Below are 17,408 nucleotides of genomic sequence, written 5' to 3' on the forward strand. Positions count from 1 at the left end.
TAATATCATAAATGATTGTGTGGGATACGTGGTACCACACCCCGTCAGGTACTTGCCCGTCCCGACCGTCTCCGGGCCCATGTGGCGGGCTCTCCCGGTCGTCGCGGCGGTGCTCCTCGCCGGCTGTTCCGGACTTGTCGTCGGGAGCGACGCCGCCACCGAGACGGTGACGCCGGCCCCGGCCCCGGGGGCCGACACGGAGGTCCCGGTCCCGGTGCAAAACGGGTCGGTCGACCTCGACCGACTGCTCGCACGGCACGACGCCGCGCTCTCGGAGCGGAGTTACCACCGGAGCGTCGTCCTCCAGGGGCCACAGAACACTCGGGACGTGTGGGTCGACCGAGATGGGGGCGTGATCCGGGTCCGCCAGACGTTCGGGCCGCTGGTCGACGACGCCGTCCTCGTCGGGAACAGGGAGTACACCAACGTCCGAGACGACCCGGAGACGGACTACGTGACCCGGCCCAGCGAGGGAAGTATTCCGTACGTCCGCACCCTCTCGGGCAGCGCCTTCCTCGGCCAGGTGCTGACCGGGGGAGAGTACCGACGCCTCGGCACGGTCCAGCGCGACGGGCGGACGCTCGCTGTCGTCGGGACCAACCGGTCGGCCGACGCGCTGTCGCCCTCGCGGAACGTGGTCCTCTCCTCGCGGATGTACGTCGACCGGGCCGGCGTCGTCCGCTACGTCGACCACCGGGCGCGCCGCCCCGACGGGAGTACTCTCACCGTCGAGATGACGGTCACGACCGGGCTCGACCGGGTCCCGGTCCCGTGGTGGCTCGACGACGCCGACCCCTACACCTCAGGTTCGATGTAGACTGTCCTGACGTCGCCGTTTCGCTCCTTCAACGCGGCTTCGATGGCCGTGATGTGGTCGTCCAGGTCCTCGGTATCGAGGTCCGGGTCGAAGGTGACGTCCGCCGAGACGACGACCCGGTTGGGGCCGAAGTACACCGTCCGGAAGTCGATTATCTCGACGACGCTCCCGTGGTCGAGGACGACCTCACGCAGGCGTCGCTCCTCGTCGGCCGGGAGACTCTCGCCCAGCAGGAGGCGCTTGTTCTCCCATGCCAGCGCGAGCGCAAAGCCCATCAGCAGGATCCCGATGAGCAGGGCCGAGAGGTTGTCGAAGAAGGCCATCCCGGTCTGTTGCTCGAGGAAGAGGCCGACGAGTGCGATGGTGATGCCGGCCAGCGCGACGGTGTCCTCGGTCAGTGCCGTCAGCGTCGTCACGTCGCTGGTCTTGCGGAAGGCCTCGCGGTAGCCGCTCCAGTCGTTGCGCTTCATCTGGCGTTGCATCTCGGCGCGGGCCTTCACCAGGGCGTAGGTCTCGAAGGCGAAGGCGGCGACGAGCACGGAGTAGTTGACCCACAGCGGGTCGAGCCACGCGGGGGGCTGGTAACTGATGAAGAGGAACTCGATGCTCCCGGAGTGACCGCCGCCGTGGCCAGCCGCTGTCAGCTGGGTCCAGCCGTGTTTCAGGCTCTCCCAGCCGGCGATGCCAAAGAGGAACACCGAGACCAGAAAGCTGTAGAAGAACTGTGCCTTCCCGTAGCCGAAGGGGTGTTGCCTGTCGCTCTCCCGGCCGCTGTACCGGATTCCGATGAGGAGGAACACCTGATTGCCGGTGTCGGAGATGCTGTGGTACGTCTCCGAGAGCATGGCGGCGCTCCCGGTCAGCAGGAACCCGGCGAACTTCAGGATCGCGATGGCCCCGTTGGCGAACAGCGCGGCGAGGACGACTGACTTACTGCCTGCCATTATCGTCGAGTCACGAGCAGGCCTGAAAGTGGTTCTGGATTTATATCTCCCGCCCGTAGCAGGGGTGTGCTCACCGTCGTCTCCGACACCCACGGCACCGACAGCCACCGACTCGACGGCCGGACGCTCGCGGCCGTCCGGGCAGCCGACCACGTCGTCCACGCGGGCGATTTCACGACCGAGACGGTCCTCGACGCCGTCGCGGCCGAAGCCGAGTCGCTGACCGCCGTCTACGGGAACAACGATGCGGCCGGGGTCCGCGCCCGCCTCGCCGACGTCGCGACGTTCGCGTGGAGCGACCGCACCGTCGTGGTCGTCCACGGCCACGAACACACCGAGACGGCCCTGGGCCTGCTCGCCCGACAGGAGGACGCCGACGTCGTCGTCGTGGGCCACTCACACCGGCCGACGCTCTCCGACCTGGACGGTCGTCTGCTGGTCAATCCCGGGTCCTACGCCGACCCACGGCGCTATCGCCCGGCCCACGCCGAACTCACCGTCGACGACGGACTACTCCGGGCGAAACTGCGTGGCCCCGACGGGACGACGCACTCGGAGGTCACGCGAACGGAGTGAAAAGCCGGCGTTACCGGACGTACCAGATGGCGACCAGCGCGACGAGGACGAACGCCCCGCCGGCGAAGAAGGCGAGCCCCGGTGAGAGCCCGCCCGCGACCGCCGTACTGCCCTGTGTGGCGGCGTCGACCGCCCCGAGTGCGGTCTCGGTCCCACCGTCGGCGACGGTGCCGTTCTCGAGGTAGAAGCTCGGGTCCCGGCTCGCCGTGTCCGCGCTCCCGCTGCGGACCGTCGGCCCGGCGAAGAGGCCGGCCCCGAACACCTGCTGGACGAGCAGGCTCGCCAGGCCGACGATGGCGAGGCCACCCAGGAAGTTCGCCAGCGCCGCTCGCAACCCGGAGGTCTCTTGCTCGTCGCCGGCACAGATGACCAGGGGCTGGTTCGCCGGGGCGTAGACGTCCATCTCCCTGCCCTTCTCGGAGTAGGCCGTGTCGACGATCTCGACGGCGCCGGCCTTCTTGAGTTTCTTCAGGTGGTACTGGGCGTTCTGCAACGAGGTGTCGACGCGGTCGGCCAGCTCGCCCGGCGGTGAGGGTTCGCGGTTGAGTTCCGACAGCAGCTTCCGCGCAGTCTCTGCCGAGAGGGCCGACAACACGTCGTCAGCGTCTTCGCTGTCGACCCCGATGACCCGGGGTTCGGCGTCCGGTATCGCCGGATCCCGAGAGGGCAGTAACGACATGATTCTTCATATGTTCTATGCCCATATGAGTGTTATCCAAACTACGACGACTCTTACACATATCGCTCAAAGGTCGATTTTACCTTTCGATTCCGGGCGCTTCAGCCCGCCTCTCGGGAACTGCCGAAACCCCTTTGCCCCGCCGTCGGTAATTGGGCGTATGGCCGAACTGATAACCTACGCCATCCTCGCCGCCGTCCTGGGGTTCTTCTTCTTCATGTACCTGATGCTCCGGCGCACGGTCACCGGGTTCAAAGAGGGTCTGGACGGCAGTAGAAAGTAGCCGCGGACGAAAGGTGTTTGGGGCCGTCGGCGGTGTATCTCCGTATGGACCCGCGCATCCGTGAACACGCAGAAGTCGTCGTCGACCATTCGCTGGATCTGAGCGAGGGCGACGACCTGGTCATCGATGCCCACCCCGTCTCGGAGGACCTGGTCGTCGCACTGCACGAGCTCGCCGCCGACCGCGGCGTGAACCCCTTGGTCGTCCAGGATCGCCTTGGCGAACGCTACACTCGCGCGTACCTGCGCAACCGCGACGAGTTCGAGACGCCCGACCACGTGATGGCGCTCTACGAGGAGATGGACGCCTACATCGCCATCCGCGGGAGCGCCAACGTCACCGAGACCAGCGACGTCGACCCCGAGACCAACGCCGCCTACCAGCAGGCCCAGCGCCCCCTGCTGGACGAACGGCTCTCGAAGCCCTGGTGTCTCACCCAGTACCCCGCGGCGGCCAACGCCCAGCTGGCCCAGATGTCCACCGAGGGTTACGAGAACTTCGTCTGGGACGCCGTCAACAAGGACTGGGACGCCGTCAGGGAACACCAGTCCCAGATGGTCGACATCCTCGACCCGGCCGACGAGGTCCACATCGTCTCCGGCGAGACCACCGATATCCGGATGTCCGTCGCCGGCAACCCCACCCTGAACGACTACGGCGAGCGTAACCTCCCCGGCGGCGAGGTCTTTACTGCCCCCGTCACCGAGAGCGTCGAGGGCGAGGTCCTGTTCGACAAGCCGCTGTACCACCAGGGTCGCGAGATAACCGGGGTCTCGCTCCGGTTCGAGAACGGCGAAGTCGTCGCCCACAGCGCCGAGAAGAACGAGGACCTCCTGACAGAGGTGCTGAACACCGACGAGGGCGCCCGTTACCTGGGCGAGCTCGGCATCGGGATGAACCGCAACATCGACCGGTTCACCTACAACATGCTGTTCGACGAGAAGATGGGCGACACCGTCCACATGGCGGTCGGCCGGGCCTACGAAGACACCGTCGGCGAGGAGAACGAACAGAACGAGTCGGCCGTCCACGTCGACATGATCGTCGACATGAGCGAGGATTCCTACATCGAGGTCGACGACGAACGCGTCCAGGAGGACGGGACGTTCGTGTTCGAGGAGTAGCGAGGCTTCTCACTCCGTTCGAAGCCTCGTACGGAGCGGGGAGCGGTAGCGACCCGCGGAGGAGAGCGAAATTCTGACCTCATCCCACGGACAGAAGGCTCATGATGACCGACGGAATAGTCCTCGACATGAGCGATCAACCCTCCCTCCTCGTCCGCGCGGTGTGGTTCGTCTTCGTCGGCTGGTGGGCGACCGGCCTCTGGCTGTCGGTCGCGTGGCTGTTGAACGTCACCATCGTCGGCATCCCGCTCGGTATCAAGATGATAAACCGGGTCCCGTTCGTGTTGACCCTGAAGCGTCGTGACCCGCTCGTCGTCAAGAGCGGCCGCGGAGCACAGCACTCACTCCCGGTCCGTGCGGTGTGGTTCCTGCTGGTTGGCTGGTGGGCCAGCGGCGTCTGGCTGGGCGTCGCGTACGGTCTCTCGCTGACCGTCGTGGGCCTCCCGCTGGCCATCTGGATGTACAACAAGCTGCCGTACATCGTTTCGCTCTACGCGTACTGACCGACAGGTGACGGGTGTACCGAGCGAAGGATACTCACGACTGGACCACCTTGGTACGGTATGGCACTCGGGCAGGTGGAACTGGCACTCCGGGTCGCGGCCGGCGTCTTCGTCATCGTCACGCCGACGTTACTGTTTCTCGGCCTGTGGAACTGGCTCGAGTCGATTCGGGACGACGAACTCATCCAGCGGGCCCACAGACGGACGAAACACAGAGAGCAGACCGAGTCGGGGTCCTGGCGGCTCGACGCCGCGGCGATGACGGCCGCGGCTACGGGCGACCGGATTCCCGACGGGATGACCTCGTGTGCGAGCTGTGGGGCGCACAACCGCACGGACATGACCTACTGTCAGGAGTGTCTGGGCAAGCTCTCGAGGTGAGTCAGTCCCGACCGTCCTCGACCCAGACCAGGAGCGTCGGCGACGTTCGCTCGCTCTCGCAGTCCTCGCCCCGTTCGACCGCGTAGCCCAGCGGCTCGGTCCGGTTGACGTCGACCAGCACGTCCGCCCGGACGTCGAACGTGAGCGTCGTCTGTCCGCGGATAGTGTTGCCCTGTTCGAAGGCGGTCGATTCGTAGCCGACCCAGAGCTCCCGGGTGGGCGGGTCGGGGACCCCGAGGAGACAGCCACGCAGGTCCGGACGGTCGAGGGCTCGCGTGAAGACGAACTCGTTGCTGGCGGTGACCGTCCCGATAGTGACCTCCACCGGCACGTACCCCCGGTCCGGGCTACGCGGCGGCGGGTCGACGGTGACCGACGACTCCGTCTCGAGGTCATAGGTCACCCCGCCGCCGACGGCGTCGACGCCGATCAGGACCGTACTCAGGACCACGAGGGCGGCGACGACGGCGGTTGCAGTCCGGCGCGACACCGTCAGCTCGCGCACCCGGAGGCCGTACCCGAGCCCCAGGAAGACGGCTGCGGAGGCGGCGAGCAGGAGGAAGGTTCCGGTCTCGCCGGGGTCGTACCGGACGACGACGTAGCCGACGAAGACGACGTAGGCGATGCCCGACAGGGCGAACGCGACCACGTCCAGGACGTCGCGCTGGACCGCCACGCCGGTGACGAAGAAGACGACGAACGCGAGCAACAGCAGGGCGGCCTTCACCGTAATCGAGAGACCGAACACCACGTCGCGGACGAAGTACAGCAGCGCCGCGGCCGCAAAGAGCACGCCCAGCGCGTAGAGGAGTTTGCCGCTGTCGATGTCGAAGTTCATGGGGACCAGCTGGACAGACTCCACACTGTACTATCAAATTGTCGACCAAACCGACTGGCTCCGGCTGTGACTGGCCCATCGACGTCCCAGTGCGCGGTCGCTCGATCACACGGCGTCGTCAGGGTCGTGGCGGGTCCGCATCCGCTCGGCCTCCGTCGCGTAGCGCTCCTGGCGGGCGGCCGTCTCGACCGGTCGCAGTTCCTCGGGTGACGCCTCGATCGCGGCGGTGACCTCGGGCGCGTTGCCGCCAAAGCGGTTGAACGCGCGCTCTTTCTGGAGGTAGCGAGTCCCGTCGCGTGTCGCGTACACGATGACGAGGATGTGCGGGGAGTCCGCAGAGAAGGTCCGCTCGACCATCCATACCTGCTCGGTTTCGGCGGTCGTGTCTGCCTGGCGCATACGGACAGCTACGACGACGGCCGCGTTCAACAGCCGTGACTGTTCTCGCCCTGTGAGAACCGTGGCTCGGCCCCCTTTGTCCCCATCAACTCCGTCGTCGCCGGTCGCCGTCCCCTCAGTCGTCGGCCGTCGCGCGCGACCCGGCGCCTGGCCCGGACAGCGGCGTCCGCTCGACGACGGTCCGCATCCCACCTTTTTCTGCCTCGGGTGTGCTCACTCCGTTCGCACACCACTCGTCGAAAAATCTGGACCAAAAAGCCGACCGCTCGTTGCACTCGCGGTCGGTGAAACGGCTCCCTGCGGTCGCCGTACGCTCAGTCGTCCGCCGTCGCTCGCGACCCAGCGCCTGGCCCGGACAGCGGCGTCCGCTCGACGACGGTCCCGTCGTAGGTCGGGTACTGCTCGACGATCTCCCCTTTCGGCACGTCGCCCTCCTCGACCATCTCCTCTAAGAGCCACCAGGCCAGTTCGACGTGGTCGGACTTGACGGCGTAGAACTCCTCGGGGACGCCGAGTTCTTCGAGTCGGGCCTCGCCAATCCAGGCTTTTCCGTAGACGAGCGTGCCGTCCTCGGTCACGTCGTCGAACTCCCGGCGGATGTTGCGGGCCATCCGCTTGAGCCGCGAGCGGTGCTGGGCGGCGTCCTTGAAGACGCTCGTACAGAAGTAGACCTTCTCGTGGTCGCCCATCGTCTCTAAGATGTCGTGGCTCCCCTCGACGGCGCTCATGTGGTCCTCCTTGAGTTCGAAGCCCGCCTCCTGCATCCGGCGGTAGTTCCCGTCGGACATCTCGAACTCGTTGATGTTACAGAAGTCCGCCGCGCCCTCGTCTAGGAACTCCAGGAACTCCGCCTCGGCGCGGATGCCGGGGATCTCGAAGGCCGGGGTCAGGCCCTCCTCGCGAGCGATGTAGAGGATGTCTTCCCACTCGGTGCCGTGGAGGTCGCCCCACAACTCGAGTGGTGGGTGGAAGCGAATCTCGTCGAGGCCCGCCTCCGAGAGGCGGCGCATGTTCTCCCGGCCGCCGGTGATGCCCGTATAGAGGTGCGTGTGGTGGTCCTCGCCGAATTCGTCTTTCAGGAGTTCCAGGTAGCGACAGGTCCGGTCGAGGGCCTCCTGCGGTTCGCCACCCGTGATCGAGGTGCCCAGCGCGCTCATGCGCTTGGCCTCCTCGATGACGTCCGAATCGGCCTCGACGGGCCGCTCGTTGGCGTACACCTGGGTGACGTTCTTGCGGTTCTCCCCGAGGGGACAGTAGAAGCAGTCCCGCTGGTCACAGTAGCCGTAGACGAACAGCACCATCTTGCCGCCCTTGGCGCACTGTTCGCAGCCCTCGGAGATCATCGTGTACACCGTACCAGTTCCCCGAGTGGCAAAAAGCGTGCGCATCACGCTCGGTGTGGTGTGGGTCGACGTGGGTCGGTCCGCGGGCCTTATCCCGCGTCCGGCCGGACCTCGGGTAATGGCCGATGCCGCGAGGACGCTCCCCGACGCCGCCCGCCGTCGTGGCCTCGCTATCGTGCTGGCCGTCGTCTTCCTCGATCTGCTCGGGTTCGGTATCATCATCCCGATCCTTCCCTTCTACACCCGGTCGTTTCCGGGCGGCACCGAGTTCGTCATCGGCCTGCTCGCGGCGTCGTACTCGGCGATGCAGTTCGCGTTCGCTCCCCTGCTGGGCTCGCTCTCCGACCGGGTCGGCCGTCGCCCAATCCTCGTCCTCTCGCTCGTCGGGTCGGTGCTGGCCTGGACCATCTTCGGCCTGGCCGACGCCCTGTGGTTGCTCTTTGCCTCGCGGATGCTCGCCGGCGCGATGGGCGGGAACCTCTCGACGGCCCAGGCGTACGTCGCCGACGTGACGCCGCCCGAACGCCGCGCGGCCGCCTTGGGCTACATCGGCGCGGCCTTCGGCGTGGGCTTCATCTTCGGGCCGGGTATCGGCGCGGTCCTCTCCTTCGACGCCACCGTCGCGACCGTCGACGCGGCGCTCCCCGCCGTCGTCCCCATCACGAAGTTCTCCCTGCCGAGTTTCGCCGCGGCGTTCGCGAGTCTCTGTGGCGTGGTCGTCGCCCTGCTCTTTCTCCCGGAGTCACGGACGCCCGCGGCAGCGGACGACGAGCGGGCCGCCCGGCCCTCGGCCGTCGCGCAACTCCGGGCCGCCGTCGCCGCGCCGGGCCTGCGCGAGTTGCTCGTCGCCTTCTTCCTCGTCTCCTTTGCCTTCTCGGGCGTCCAGGTCATGTTCATCCCCTACGTCGCCGACGTCTACGGCTACACTGCGGCACAGAGTGCCCTCCTGTTGACCTACATCGGTTTGCTTGCGGTCCTCACGCAGGGCATTCTCATCGGCCGACTGACCGCCCGCTACGGTCCGGTCCCCCTCTCGCTGGCCGGCACGGCGATACTGGTCGGCAGCGTCGGCTCCCTCCCGTTCTCGAAGGGGCTCGGGCGCGTCCTCCCGGACCTCACCGGCCTGTTGCCGTTCCTCGGCGCCGACCTGCTCGGCCTGCTGGTGATCCTGACGTTCCTCCCGGTCGGCAACGGCATCCTGTCGGTGACGCTGACGGCGCTGGTCTCCCAGCGCGCCGGCGCGGACGTCCAGGGCAGCGCCTTCGGCATCACGCAGGGTGCCGGCAGCCTCGCGCGGACCGTCGGCCCGCCGGTGATGGGGGGCCTGTACTTCGCCATCGGCTTCTGGTCGCCGTTCGTCGTCGGCAGTCTCCTGTTGCTCCCCGTCGGCGTTCTCGTGCTCCGCATCGGTCGGACGGACGACCCCCCCGACCACCGAGCGGCGGATCCTGGCCACATCAGGTAGGTACTGCCTTGATGTGTGCTGAGAGATACGATACGGTATGGCAGACGACGAGTCGGAACCGGTCGGCGGCTCGATCTCGTCCGGCGAGCGCCTCGACGAACGGATCCTCGCCCGGAGCGAGGACTTCATGCGCTACGTCGAAGTCGTCGCCGCGGTGGTGCTGGTCATCCTCTTTGCGATCGGCGTCTTCGACCTGGGGCTCCAGATCTTCCGGACCGCGCTCGGCGGGAGCATCACCGACCCGCTGGTCGTCGTCGGGTTCATCGACACCGCTCTGCTCCTCTTTATCATCGTCGAGGTGTACCAGACCGTGGTCGCCTACACGCAGGAGAGCCAGACCAGACGCATCGTCCGACTGGTCATCTACACCGGCGTCATCGCCATGGTCCGGAAGGCCATCATCTTCCGGACCGGCGAGTACGCGAACGAAGAAGCCGCCCTGCTCGCGGCCGCGTCGTACACGCTCATCATCATCGGGCTGGCGGCCCTGCTCGTCGTCGAACGCCAGACCCGCGAGACGTCCGGTACGTCGATCTGAGCGCTAGGCGACCCCACCGCCCGAAGACAGTTAAACGCGCGTGGCCTACTCGGCGACAATGCTGCTGGTGCTGTGTGTCGACCTCGACGACGACCTCGGCCGGAAGACCGGCATCGACACGCCGGTCATCGGGCGCGACGCTGTAGAGGACGCCGCCGTCGCCCTCGCCGAGGCCGACCCCGAGGACTCGGACGTCAACGTCCTCTTTGCGGGTATCCACATCTACGACGACGTCGAGGAGGAGGAAGTCGAGGTTGCCGCAGTCACCGGCGTCGACGGGAGCGACGTGGCGGCCAACCGCGCCGTCGGCGAGGAGGTCGATACGGTGCTGGCGTCCCTGGTCACCAGCGAGGACGTCAGGGTGCTGGTCGTCACCGACGGCGCGCAGGACGAATCGGTGGTGCCGGTCATCCGCTCGCGGGTCCCCATCGACGGGGTCCGCCGGGTCGTCGTCCGCCAGGCCCAGAACCTGGAGTCGATGTACTACACCATCAAGCAGGTCCTCGACGACCCGGAGACCCGCGGGACCATCCTGGTGCCGCTGGGCATCCTCCTGCTCATCTACCCGCTGACCATCGCCGTCGAGTCGCTGGGCCTGCCGGGGTCGGCGCTCGGTATCATCTCCGGCCTGCTCGGCCTGTACGTCCTGGCCCGTGGGCTGGGCGCGGAGGAGCTGGTCGACCGGACCGCAGAGCGCATCACCTCCGGGGTCTACGCCGGGCGCATCACCATCATCACCTACGTCGTCGCCGCGGCGCTTTTGATCATCGGCGGGGTCAGCGGCGTCCAGACGCTCGAATCCCAGCCCGAACCCCGATCGGCCGTCGAGGTGGTCGCCGCGCTCGTCTTCGGGTCGATCCAGTGGTTCGCCGCCGCCGGCGTCACCTCCAGCCTGGGCCGGGTCACCGACGAGTACCTCCACGACACGTTCCGGTTCCGGTACCTCAACGCGCCCTTCTACGTGCTCGCCATCGCCGCCGTCCTCCACGGGGTCAGCGGCTTCTTCCTCGGCCTGCAGGACCTCCAGTACCTCGCCGTCGTCCTCACCGGCGGGACGCTGCTGGGCCTGGCGAGCACCCTCGCCTTCGCCGTCGCCGAGACGCGATTCGAGGCGCCCGACCAGCGCAATCAAGGGCCCGGCGGCCACTCCTCGGAGTGATGTACGTCTCCCGCGCCGTCGAGAGCATCCGTGCCGATCCGATTCCGGGCGAGTCCGTCGCGCTGGCGCTGACGACCGCCGACGACGCCGACCCCGAGACCGTCGCCCGGGCAGTCAGGGCCTGTGACGCCACCGTCGACCGCCACCTCCAGTTCGACGACCTGGCGGTGTCGGTCCCCCACGAGCGCGTCGACGACGTCTGTGCCCTCGACGGACTGAGCGCCGTCGAGACGACCGACGCCATCGCCATCACCACCGCCGAGGCCACCGACGAGGACGTCGAGTTCGAGGGCTGATTTCGCACCCCTTTTGTCACAGCCCTCGTTACGAACTGGTGAGGGCACGTAGCTCAGTCCGGATAGAGCGTCGGACTTCTAATCCGACGGTCGTGGGTTCGAATCCCATCGTGCCCGTCTAACTTTCACTTCGTCGGGGTCGCGTCCCTCCGCACCCGTCCGCGGTTCAGTCGCGGAGCGTGCACTCACCGTCCGTCCCGCCGTCGCCACCAAAGCGCGACCGTCAGCGCGACCACGCTCGCGGTCATCCAGAGCACCGCTGGCGGCGCCTGGTCGCCGGGCCGGCCGTCCGCGTCGATGTCTGTCACGGCCACAGGCCTGTTCACGGCGAAGTCACGCGACTGTTCGGTGTCGGCGGCGACCCCGCGTCGAACAGTGTCAGCCTCGTACCGTGCTGGCGTCCGGCGCGGGCCCAACAGGGTCGTACTCGGTTCGCGCGCCTCGGGCCACGGTTCGTCGACCAGCGGGTCGGAGCCGGCCTTCACCTCGACGCCGTCGTCCAGGCCGTCTCCGTCGGAGTCGGCCCGGAACGGGTGACTCCCGTAGCGCCACTCGGCGGCGTTGTCGAGGCCGTCGCGGTCCGGGTCGTTGCGCCCCTCACGGGTGACGGCGTGGGGTTCGTCGGGCACCAGCGGTGCGGGGCCGGTGACGGCCTGGCGGGCGAAGGCGGCCGTCTCTCTGTCGGCGACCGTCGCGACGGCGTCGACGAACGATTCGAGTGTGACCGGGTCCTCCTGGACGGTAAGCAGTGCGAGCACGTCTTCGAACGAGTGCTCCCATCCGGTCCGGCGCTGGATGCGGACGTCGAGGGCGGCGACGACCCGGCCGCCCTTGTGGTACGGGGCGGTCCGTGCGTCCCACGTCTCGGGGCGCGAGAGGTCGGCCCGTTCCGAGCGCTCGGTCGTGATTCGCGTCCGGAACCGGTCGTAGCCGACGTGGCCCTGCCGTAGCGTGATGGTCGCGGCGTAGTAGTCGGCGCTCCCCTCGGCGAGCCAGCGCATCTCCTCGGTCGTCCGGTAGTGCTGGCGGGTGTGGCGGTACTCGTGGACCCAGACGTTCGCCGGGACGCTGACCGGTTCCCGGGCGTTGACGATGGCCGCCGGTTCGCCGTTGGCGGGCGTGTAGCCGCCGGGGCCGAGCCAGTCCGGGGCGGCGACGACGGTCACCACGCCCTGGGTCGGGCCGATGCGGGTCTCGCGCTGTGCACCCGCGATGGACCCGAGGATGGTCGCCGGCGGCGCCCGCAGTTCCGTCGTCTCGGGGACGACGAGCCGTATCGTCCCGTCGGCCGTCTCCCGGGTCACCATCTCGTAGGCGCCGAGGTAGGCGACGGAGGGGCTCCCCACGCCGGGGCCGTCGACGGTCAGGCGCTCGTCCCACTCGGGTTCGCGCTCGCCTCGCCACTGCCAGCGCGCGCTCAGGGTGACCTCCGTTCGACTGACGAGCGTCCACTCCCGCGTGTCGGCCGTCCGCTGTCCGAACGGGGTCGAGAGGCCGACTGGGACCGTATACGAGAGCCTGGGCCGTTCGGCGTCGCCGTCCCACTGCAGGCCCCTGTCCGTTCGCTCGAACCCATCTCGGGATACTTGCGTCGCGTTCGCGGGCGGTCGGACAGAGAGACTGGCGACGGGGTCGGGGACGGTGACGACGGCCGTCACGCGGACGAGGCCAGGCCGCGCGGGCAGACGCTGGATCTCGTAGCGGACGTCGATAGACGGGGCCGACGCGGCCGGTTCCGACGCGACGGTGGCGGCGACGGCCGGACCGGTCGCGCCGCTACAGAGGGTGAGTGCGAGCCCCAGTGCCACGATAGTCGAACGTATCGTCGTCATCACCCGACTCCGGTACGCAGGGGTTGTGGCCCACCCGGCAAAAGCGTTCGTCGGCCCGGCAGTCGTGCGATACTGGCACCGGCCCGGGGCCCGACAGGTCGCAAGCGTTTTGCCGTCCGCCAATCTACGCTGGGCTATGCCCGACTGTCCGCTCGCAGACGAATGCCCCAGCTTCACCGAACGAATCGAGGGGATGGGCTGTACGCACTACGGCGACCGGGGTGGTGCGGAGTGGTGTAACCACTACAGCCAGCCCATCTCGGAACTCAAGAGTCAACCGGTGAAAATCGGCGAGGAGGTCGTCGTGACCGTCGAGGACATCCACGAGAGCGGTGCCGGCGTCGGCCGCACGGACGACGGGTTCATCATCATGGTCGACGGCGTCCTGCCGCCGGCCAAATCGAAGGTGAAGGTGACGAAGGTGCGGTCGAACCACGCGCGAGCGGACGAGATCGAGCGGCTCGAACTCGACGAGGAGGACGTGGACGACGACGACGCCGACCGGACGGCGGCCGACGAGGACGGTGCGGACGGCGAGGACGACGACCGCCGACGGCTCGGCAGCCGGGACAACTTCTGGGGCAGCTAGGCCGGGCAGTGTTTCGCCGAGCGCCGACAGCCTCAAACAGCCAGCCGGGGCTTTCCGGCTCTGGGAAGCAAGCACTGTAACGTAAATACGACCGCTAGACCGGCACCGGAACTTTTTGACCCCGAGTGCCGTGGCGACTGGTATGGACCTCGAACTCGAGGGGAACGTAGCACTGTGTACCGCCGCGACGAGTGGCCTCGGCCTCGCGAGCGCCGAATCCTTCGCCCGCGAGGGCGCACACGTCGCCGTCTGTGGGACCACGCCCGAGCACGTCGAGGCGGCGCGCGAGCGACTCGCGGAGACGGGCACCGGCGACGTCCTGGCCGTCGAGGCCGACATCACCGACCGCGACGAAGTCGAGGCGTTCGTCGAGGAGACCGTCGAGACGCTGGGCGGTCTCGACCACGTCGTCACGAGCGCCGGGGGCCCCGGCCCCGGCCCCTTCCTCGAGACGACAGAACGCGAGTGGTACACGGCCTTCGACCTGCTGGTGATGAGCGTCGTCTGGACCACCCGCTTTGCCTACCCGTACCTCCGGGACTCCGAGGCGGGGACCGTCGTCAACATCACCTCCCGGTCGGTCGCGGAGGTCATCGACGACCTGGTCCTCTCGAACGCGGTGCGTCGGGCGGTCATCGGCCTGATGAAGACCCAGTCCCGCGAGTGGGGGCCGGCGGTCCGTGTCAACGCCGTCCTCCCGGGGTCTCACGAGACGCCACGCATCGAGGAACTCGTCGAGGCGGCCGTCGAGCGCGGCGAGTACGACTCCTACGAGGCGGGCATCGCCGCGTGGTCCGACGCACCGCTGGGGCGGGTCGGCCAGCCCGAAGAACTCGGCGACGTCGTCGCCTTCCTCTCGTCGGCCCGCGCGTCCTACGTCACCGGTACCGCCCTCCCCGTCGACGGCGGCTCGATGCGAAGCTAACGGCCCGGGCGGTCCAGCGACTGGCCGGCGTTCCCGCTGGAGGTCGCCAGTTGCCAGACGAGTACCCCGAGCGAGACCAGCGCGACAGCCGCCGTCGCGACGTAGGCCTCGCTCTCGACCGGGAACAGCTGGTCCGGAAAGAGGGCCGCGACCACGAGCAGTCCGCCTGCGGAGAACCCGACGAGCAGCGGGACGACGGTCAGCCAGAACCGGCGAGCAGCCCCTTCCATACCCGTGCCACTCGCTCTGGCCTACTGTGTGTTTCGCTAGCTAGAACTTTCCACTCGCTCGCAGCTCGGCGACGACTTCGCGGACGCGCTGGGCCTGGGCCTTCGGGACGACGAGCGTCCGGTCGTCGAACGACGCCACGACGAGGTCCGAGACGCCGACGACGCTCACGTGGCCGTCCGAGGCCAGCACGTTCCCCTCGCTGTCGATGCTCACGTGGTCGCCGAGGACGGCGTTCCCGTCCACGTCGTCGAGGACGCGCTCCAGCGCGTCCCACGACCCCAGGTCGTCCCACTCGACGTCGGCGGGGACGATGTAGACGTTCTCGGCCCGTTCGAGGACGGCGTAGTCGACGCTGACCGGGTCGGCCGCGTCGAACGCGTCGGCGGGACGCGCCTCGAAGCGCTCGACCAGTGGCTCGAGGGGGGTCCCCTCGGTGGCCGAGAGGAAGGCCGTCGGCGTCCACGCGAACATCCCGGCGTTCCAGTAGAAGCCCGCATCGACATACTCGGCCGCCGTCTCGCGGTCGGGTTTCTCGTGGAACGCGTCGACGTGCTGGTAGCCGTCTGCGGCCCGCCCGGGCTTGATGTAGCCGTAGCCGGTCGCCGGTCTGTCCGGTTCGATGCCGAGTGTCACGAGCCCCCCCGTTTCCAGTGCAACGCCGGTTGCCCGCCGGGCGATGGTCTCGAAGTCGCCCTCGATTCGGTGGTCGCTGGGCAAGACGAGCAACACGCACTCGCCGAGCTGTTCGCGGATCGTGTGTGCGGCGTAGGCCAGCGCCGGGCCGGTGTCTTTCGGTTCGGGTTCGGTCAGCACCGCAGCGCCGGGGGCGCGGTCGCGCACGCCGTCGACGTAGTCCTCGCGGGTGAGCACGTACGTCTCGTCGGCGAACCCGGCACGGTCGACCGTCTCGGCCAGCAGCGACCGCTCGCGGCCGAACGACTGGAACTGCTTGGGGCGGTCCGACCGGCTCGCGGGGTAGAGTCGCGTCCCCGTGCCGCCGGCCAGAATCAGCGCGACGAGTGGGCTGTCCATGGCCACCTCTTGCCCGCCGGACGGTTCAAAGGTATGGGTCGGTCAGAAGGTCTCGACACTGCCGGCCCGGATGTCCTCCAGGCAGCCCTGACAGTCGGGGTGGTCGGCGTCATAACAGACCGGGCGCAGCTGCTCGTCGAGCGCCGCGGCGCGCCGTTCGGCGTAGCGCCGGCAGACGATGCGCGCTCGCCCCTCGTCGTCGGAGGGCAACCCCGCCAGTGCCGCCCGCTTGCCGTTGCTGTAGGCGCGTTTGGCGTCGGAGAGCTGCCGGCCGGCGGACCGGAGCCCGTCCCGGATGAACCGCCCGAGCCGGTCGTCGTCGCCCATGCCACGACGTAGCGGGCGACGGCAAATCAATCTTCTCGCGCGGCTGGGTCGCCATGGGGCCCGAATCCTCACGGCAGTCCGCGGTCCGGGTACTTCACTTTCGCCGTGCTAAACGAGCGTTTATGGGGGAAGCCGACCAACGGGCTAGTGTCTCCCGACGAAAACCAAGGTGGAGACAGTGAACGCCAATGACAGAGTCAGATTTACGTACCAACGCAGTAGAGATACACGAGCAGTTTTCCGACCAGCTGGACATCGAGGTGGAGGACGTCGTTTCGCGCCTCGAGACGCTGGTCGACGACTACCAGGTCCCGCTGACTGAGGCCCGCCGGAGCGTCGTCAACACGTACTTAGACGAGGCCGGCATGGACCGCGAGCAGCTGGGCGGTGGCGGCGGCAACGACCAGGTCACGGTTTCGGACGTCGACGCCCCCGAGGAGTGGGTCGACATGCGCGTCACTGTCGTCGAGCTGTGGGAACCGCGCGCCGACGCCGTCGCCCAGGTCGGCCTGCTCGGCGACGAGACGGGCACCATCAAGTTCACCAAGTGGTCCAAATCCGACCTCCCGGAACTCGAGGAGGGCACGTCCTACGCCCTGCGCAACGTCGTCACCGACGAGTACCAGGGCCAGTTCTCGGTGAAGCTCAACCGGACGACGGTCATCGAGGAGCTCGACGAGGAGATCGAGGTCGGCGACGACAGCGTCGAGGTCGAGGGCGCGCTGGTGGACATCCAGTCGGGTTCGGGCCTCATCAAGCGCTGTCCCGAGGACGACTGTACGCGCGTCCTCCAGAACGGGCGCTGTAGCGAACACGGTGAGGTCGAAGGCGAGTTCGACCTCCGCATCAAGGGCGTCTTGGACGACGGCGAGGAGGTCACCGAGGTCATCTTCGACGAGGACGCCACGATGGAGCTCACCGGCATCACCCTCGCGGAGGCAAAGGAGATGGCGATGGACGCGCTCGACACCACCGTCGTCGCCGACGAGATGCGCGAGAAGATTCTGGGGCGCTACTACAGGGTTACCGGCCCCACCTTCCGCCGCTACGTGCTGGCGGACGAACAGGAGCGGCTGACCGGGCCAGTGGACGCCGAGCGAGCGCTCATCGAAGCGAGGTCGATCTAA

Annotated in this window: 22 protein-coding genes and 1 tRNA gene; 14 read left to right on the forward strand and 9 right to left on the reverse strand. The window is 68.0% G+C overall.

The features are described 5' to 3' along the window. Nucleotides 1-79 precede the first annotated feature (79 nt). Nucleotides 80-817: a hypothetical protein gene (locus P1K88_RS02360; RefSeq protein ID WP_276412244.1), complete on the forward strand. Its 738-nt coding sequence runs from the start codon at nt 80-82 to the stop codon at nt 815-817. Here P1K88_RS02360 and P1K88_RS02365 read toward each other — a convergent pair. Continuing rightward, the gene (locus P1K88_RS02365) at nt 796-1,761 is read right to left on the reverse strand and encodes a cation diffusion facilitator family transporter (RefSeq protein ID WP_276412245.1); all 966 of its coding nucleotides are present in this window, start codon (nt 1,759-1,761) and stop codon (nt 796-798) included. The two genes, P1K88_RS02360 and P1K88_RS02365, sit on opposite strands and share 22 nt — an antisense overlap. Before the next feature lie 66 nt (nt 1,762-1,827). Here P1K88_RS02365 and P1K88_RS02370 point away from each other — a divergent pair, with 66 nt between their 5' ends. Beyond that, nucleotides 1,828-2,337, forward strand: coding sequence for a metallophosphoesterase (locus P1K88_RS02370; protein WP_276412247.1), 510 nt, complete (start codon nt 1,828-1,830; stop codon nt 2,335-2,337). A gap of 10 nt (nt 2,338-2,347) precedes the next feature. Here the strand turns inward: P1K88_RS02370 and P1K88_RS02375 are convergent, their stop codons facing one another. After that, on the reverse strand, nt 2,348-3,016 hold the full coding sequence (locus P1K88_RS02375) for an ArsR/SmtB family transcription factor (RefSeq protein WP_276412248.1): 669 nt from the start codon (nt 3,014-3,016) through the stop codon (nt 2,348-2,350). A 160-nt stretch (nt 3,017-3,176) separates the two neighbouring features. Between P1K88_RS02375 and P1K88_RS02380 the strand changes: the two genes are divergently transcribed. The 4 genes from P1K88_RS02380 to P1K88_RS02395 all read left to right on the forward strand — a co-directional run bounded on the left by P1K88_RS02380 (nt 3,177) and on the right by P1K88_RS02395 (nt 5,307). Beyond that, the gene (locus tag P1K88_RS02380; protein ID WP_276275829.1) at nt 3,177-3,299 is read left to right on the forward strand and encodes a DUF7859 family protein; all 123 of its coding nucleotides are present in this window, start codon (nt 3,177-3,179) and stop codon (nt 3,297-3,299) included. Between the two features lie 44 nt (nt 3,300-3,343). Further along, a complete protein-coding gene (locus P1K88_RS02385; RefSeq protein WP_276412249.1) occupies nt 3,344-4,423 on the forward strand; it encodes an aminopeptidase in 1,080 nt (359 codons plus the stop codon). Nucleotides 4,424-4,551: 128 nt separating this feature from the next. After that, the gene (locus P1K88_RS02390) at nt 4,552-4,926 is read left to right on the forward strand and encodes a YccF domain-containing protein (RefSeq protein ID WP_276412251.1); all 375 of its coding nucleotides are present in this window, start codon (nt 4,552-4,554) and stop codon (nt 4,924-4,926) included. 60 nt (nt 4,927-4,986) lie between these two features. Beyond that, nucleotides 4,987-5,307 (forward strand): zinc ribbon domain-containing protein, encoded by a 321-nt coding sequence (locus tag P1K88_RS02395; RefSeq protein WP_276412253.1) that lies wholly within the window; start codon nt 4,987-4,989, stop codon nt 5,305-5,307. Nucleotide 5,308: 1 nt separating this feature from the next. Here P1K88_RS02395 and P1K88_RS02400 read toward each other — a convergent pair whose 3' ends face one another. The 3 genes from P1K88_RS02400 to P1K88_RS02410 all read right to left on the reverse strand — a co-directional run bounded on the left by P1K88_RS02400 (nt 5,309) and on the right by P1K88_RS02410 (nt 7,887). Continuing rightward, nucleotides 5,309-6,145, reverse strand: coding sequence for a DUF1109 domain-containing protein (locus tag P1K88_RS02400; protein ID WP_276412255.1), 837 nt, complete (start codon nt 6,143-6,145; stop codon nt 5,309-5,311). 105 nt (nt 6,146-6,250) lie between these two features. Beyond that, the gene (locus P1K88_RS02405; protein ID WP_276412256.1) at nt 6,251-6,544 is read right to left on the reverse strand and encodes a DUF7967 family protein; all 294 of its coding nucleotides are present in this window, start codon (nt 6,542-6,544) and stop codon (nt 6,251-6,253) included. A gap of 314 nt (nt 6,545-6,858) precedes the next feature. Beyond that, entirely contained in the window at nt 6,859-7,887 is a 1,029-nt protein-coding gene (locus P1K88_RS02410; RefSeq protein WP_276412258.1) for a radical SAM protein, read from the reverse strand. Between the two features lie 118 nt (nt 7,888-8,005). On the opposite strand from P1K88_RS02410, the gene P1K88_RS02415 reads away from it, so the two are divergent. From P1K88_RS02415 to P1K88_RS02435, 5 genes are all read left to right on the forward strand, one after another. Next, nucleotides 8,006-9,352 carry an MFS transporter gene (locus tag P1K88_RS02415; protein WP_276412259.1) on the forward strand — a complete coding sequence of 449 codons (1,347 nt, stop codon included), beginning with the start codon at nt 8,006-8,008 and terminating at the stop codon, nt 9,350-9,352. A 37-nt stretch (nt 9,353-9,389) separates the two neighbouring features. Next, nucleotides 9,390-9,890, forward strand: a complete 501-nt coding sequence (locus tag P1K88_RS02420; protein WP_276412261.1) for a phosphate-starvation-inducible PsiE family protein — start codon at nt 9,390-9,392, stop codon at nt 9,888-9,890. A 58-nt stretch (nt 9,891-9,948) separates the two neighbouring features. After that, entirely contained in the window at nt 9,949-11,049 is a 1,101-nt protein-coding gene (locus P1K88_RS02425) for a DUF373 family protein (protein ID WP_276412262.1), read from the forward strand. Beyond that, a complete protein-coding gene (locus P1K88_RS02430) occupies nt 11,049-11,345 on the forward strand; it encodes a hypothetical protein (RefSeq protein ID WP_276412264.1) in 297 nt (98 codons plus the stop codon). Before P1K88_RS02425 ends, P1K88_RS02430 begins: the two co-directional genes overlap by 1 nt. 42 nt (nt 11,346-11,387) lie before the next feature. Beyond that, nucleotides 11,388-11,462, forward strand: a tRNA-Arg gene (locus P1K88_RS02435). Nucleotides 11,463-11,530: 68 nt separating this feature from the next. Here P1K88_RS02435 and P1K88_RS02440 read toward each other — a convergent pair. Next, nucleotides 11,531-13,177 (reverse strand): M61 metallopeptidase family protein, encoded by a 1,647-nt coding sequence (locus P1K88_RS02440; RefSeq protein WP_276412266.1) that lies wholly within the window; start codon nt 13,175-13,177, stop codon nt 11,531-11,533. A gap of 136 nt (nt 13,178-13,313) precedes the next feature. Here P1K88_RS02440 and P1K88_RS02445 point away from each other — a divergent pair, with 136 nt between their 5' ends. Then, nucleotides 13,314-13,766 (forward strand): TRAM domain-containing protein, encoded by a 453-nt coding sequence (locus P1K88_RS02445; protein WP_276412268.1) that lies wholly within the window; start codon nt 13,314-13,316, stop codon nt 13,764-13,766. A gap of 142 nt (nt 13,767-13,908) precedes the next feature. Continuing rightward, nucleotides 13,909-14,691: an SDR family oxidoreductase gene (locus tag P1K88_RS02450; protein WP_276412270.1), complete on the forward strand. Its 783-nt coding sequence runs from the start codon at nt 13,909-13,911 to the stop codon at nt 14,689-14,691. Here the strand turns inward: P1K88_RS02450 and P1K88_RS02455 are convergent. The 3 genes from P1K88_RS02455 to P1K88_RS02465 are packed head-to-tail and all read right to left on the reverse strand — an operon-like array spanning nt 14,688 to nt 16,281. Beyond that, the gene (locus tag P1K88_RS02455) at nt 14,688-14,921 is read right to left on the reverse strand and encodes a hypothetical protein (protein WP_276412272.1); all 234 of its coding nucleotides are present in this window, start codon (nt 14,919-14,921) and stop codon (nt 14,688-14,690) included. The two genes, P1K88_RS02450 and P1K88_RS02455, sit on opposite strands and share 4 nt — an antisense overlap. A gap of 40 nt (nt 14,922-14,961) precedes the next feature. Beyond that, nucleotides 14,962-15,954, reverse strand: a complete 993-nt coding sequence (locus P1K88_RS02460; RefSeq protein ID WP_276412273.1) for a mannose-1-phosphate guanylyltransferase — start codon at nt 15,952-15,954, stop codon at nt 14,962-14,964. A 42-nt stretch (nt 15,955-15,996) separates the two neighbouring features. Next, nucleotides 15,997-16,281 carry a DUF7091 family protein gene (locus tag P1K88_RS02465; RefSeq protein ID WP_276412274.1) on the reverse strand — a complete coding sequence of 95 codons (285 nt, stop codon included), beginning with the start codon at nt 16,279-16,281 and terminating at the stop codon, nt 15,997-15,999. Between the two features lie 188 nt (nt 16,282-16,469). Between P1K88_RS02465 and P1K88_RS02470 the strand changes: the two genes are divergently transcribed. After that, nucleotides 16,470-17,408 carry a replication factor A gene (locus P1K88_RS02470; protein WP_276412275.1) on the forward strand — a complete coding sequence of 313 codons (939 nt, stop codon included), beginning with the start codon at nt 16,470-16,472 and terminating at the stop codon, nt 17,406-17,408.

Origin of the sequence: Haloarcula halobia, from assembly GCF_029338255.1 — an archaeon.
GTDB lineage: Archaea > Halobacteriota > Halobacteria > Halobacteriales > Haloarculaceae > Haloarcula > Haloarcula halobia.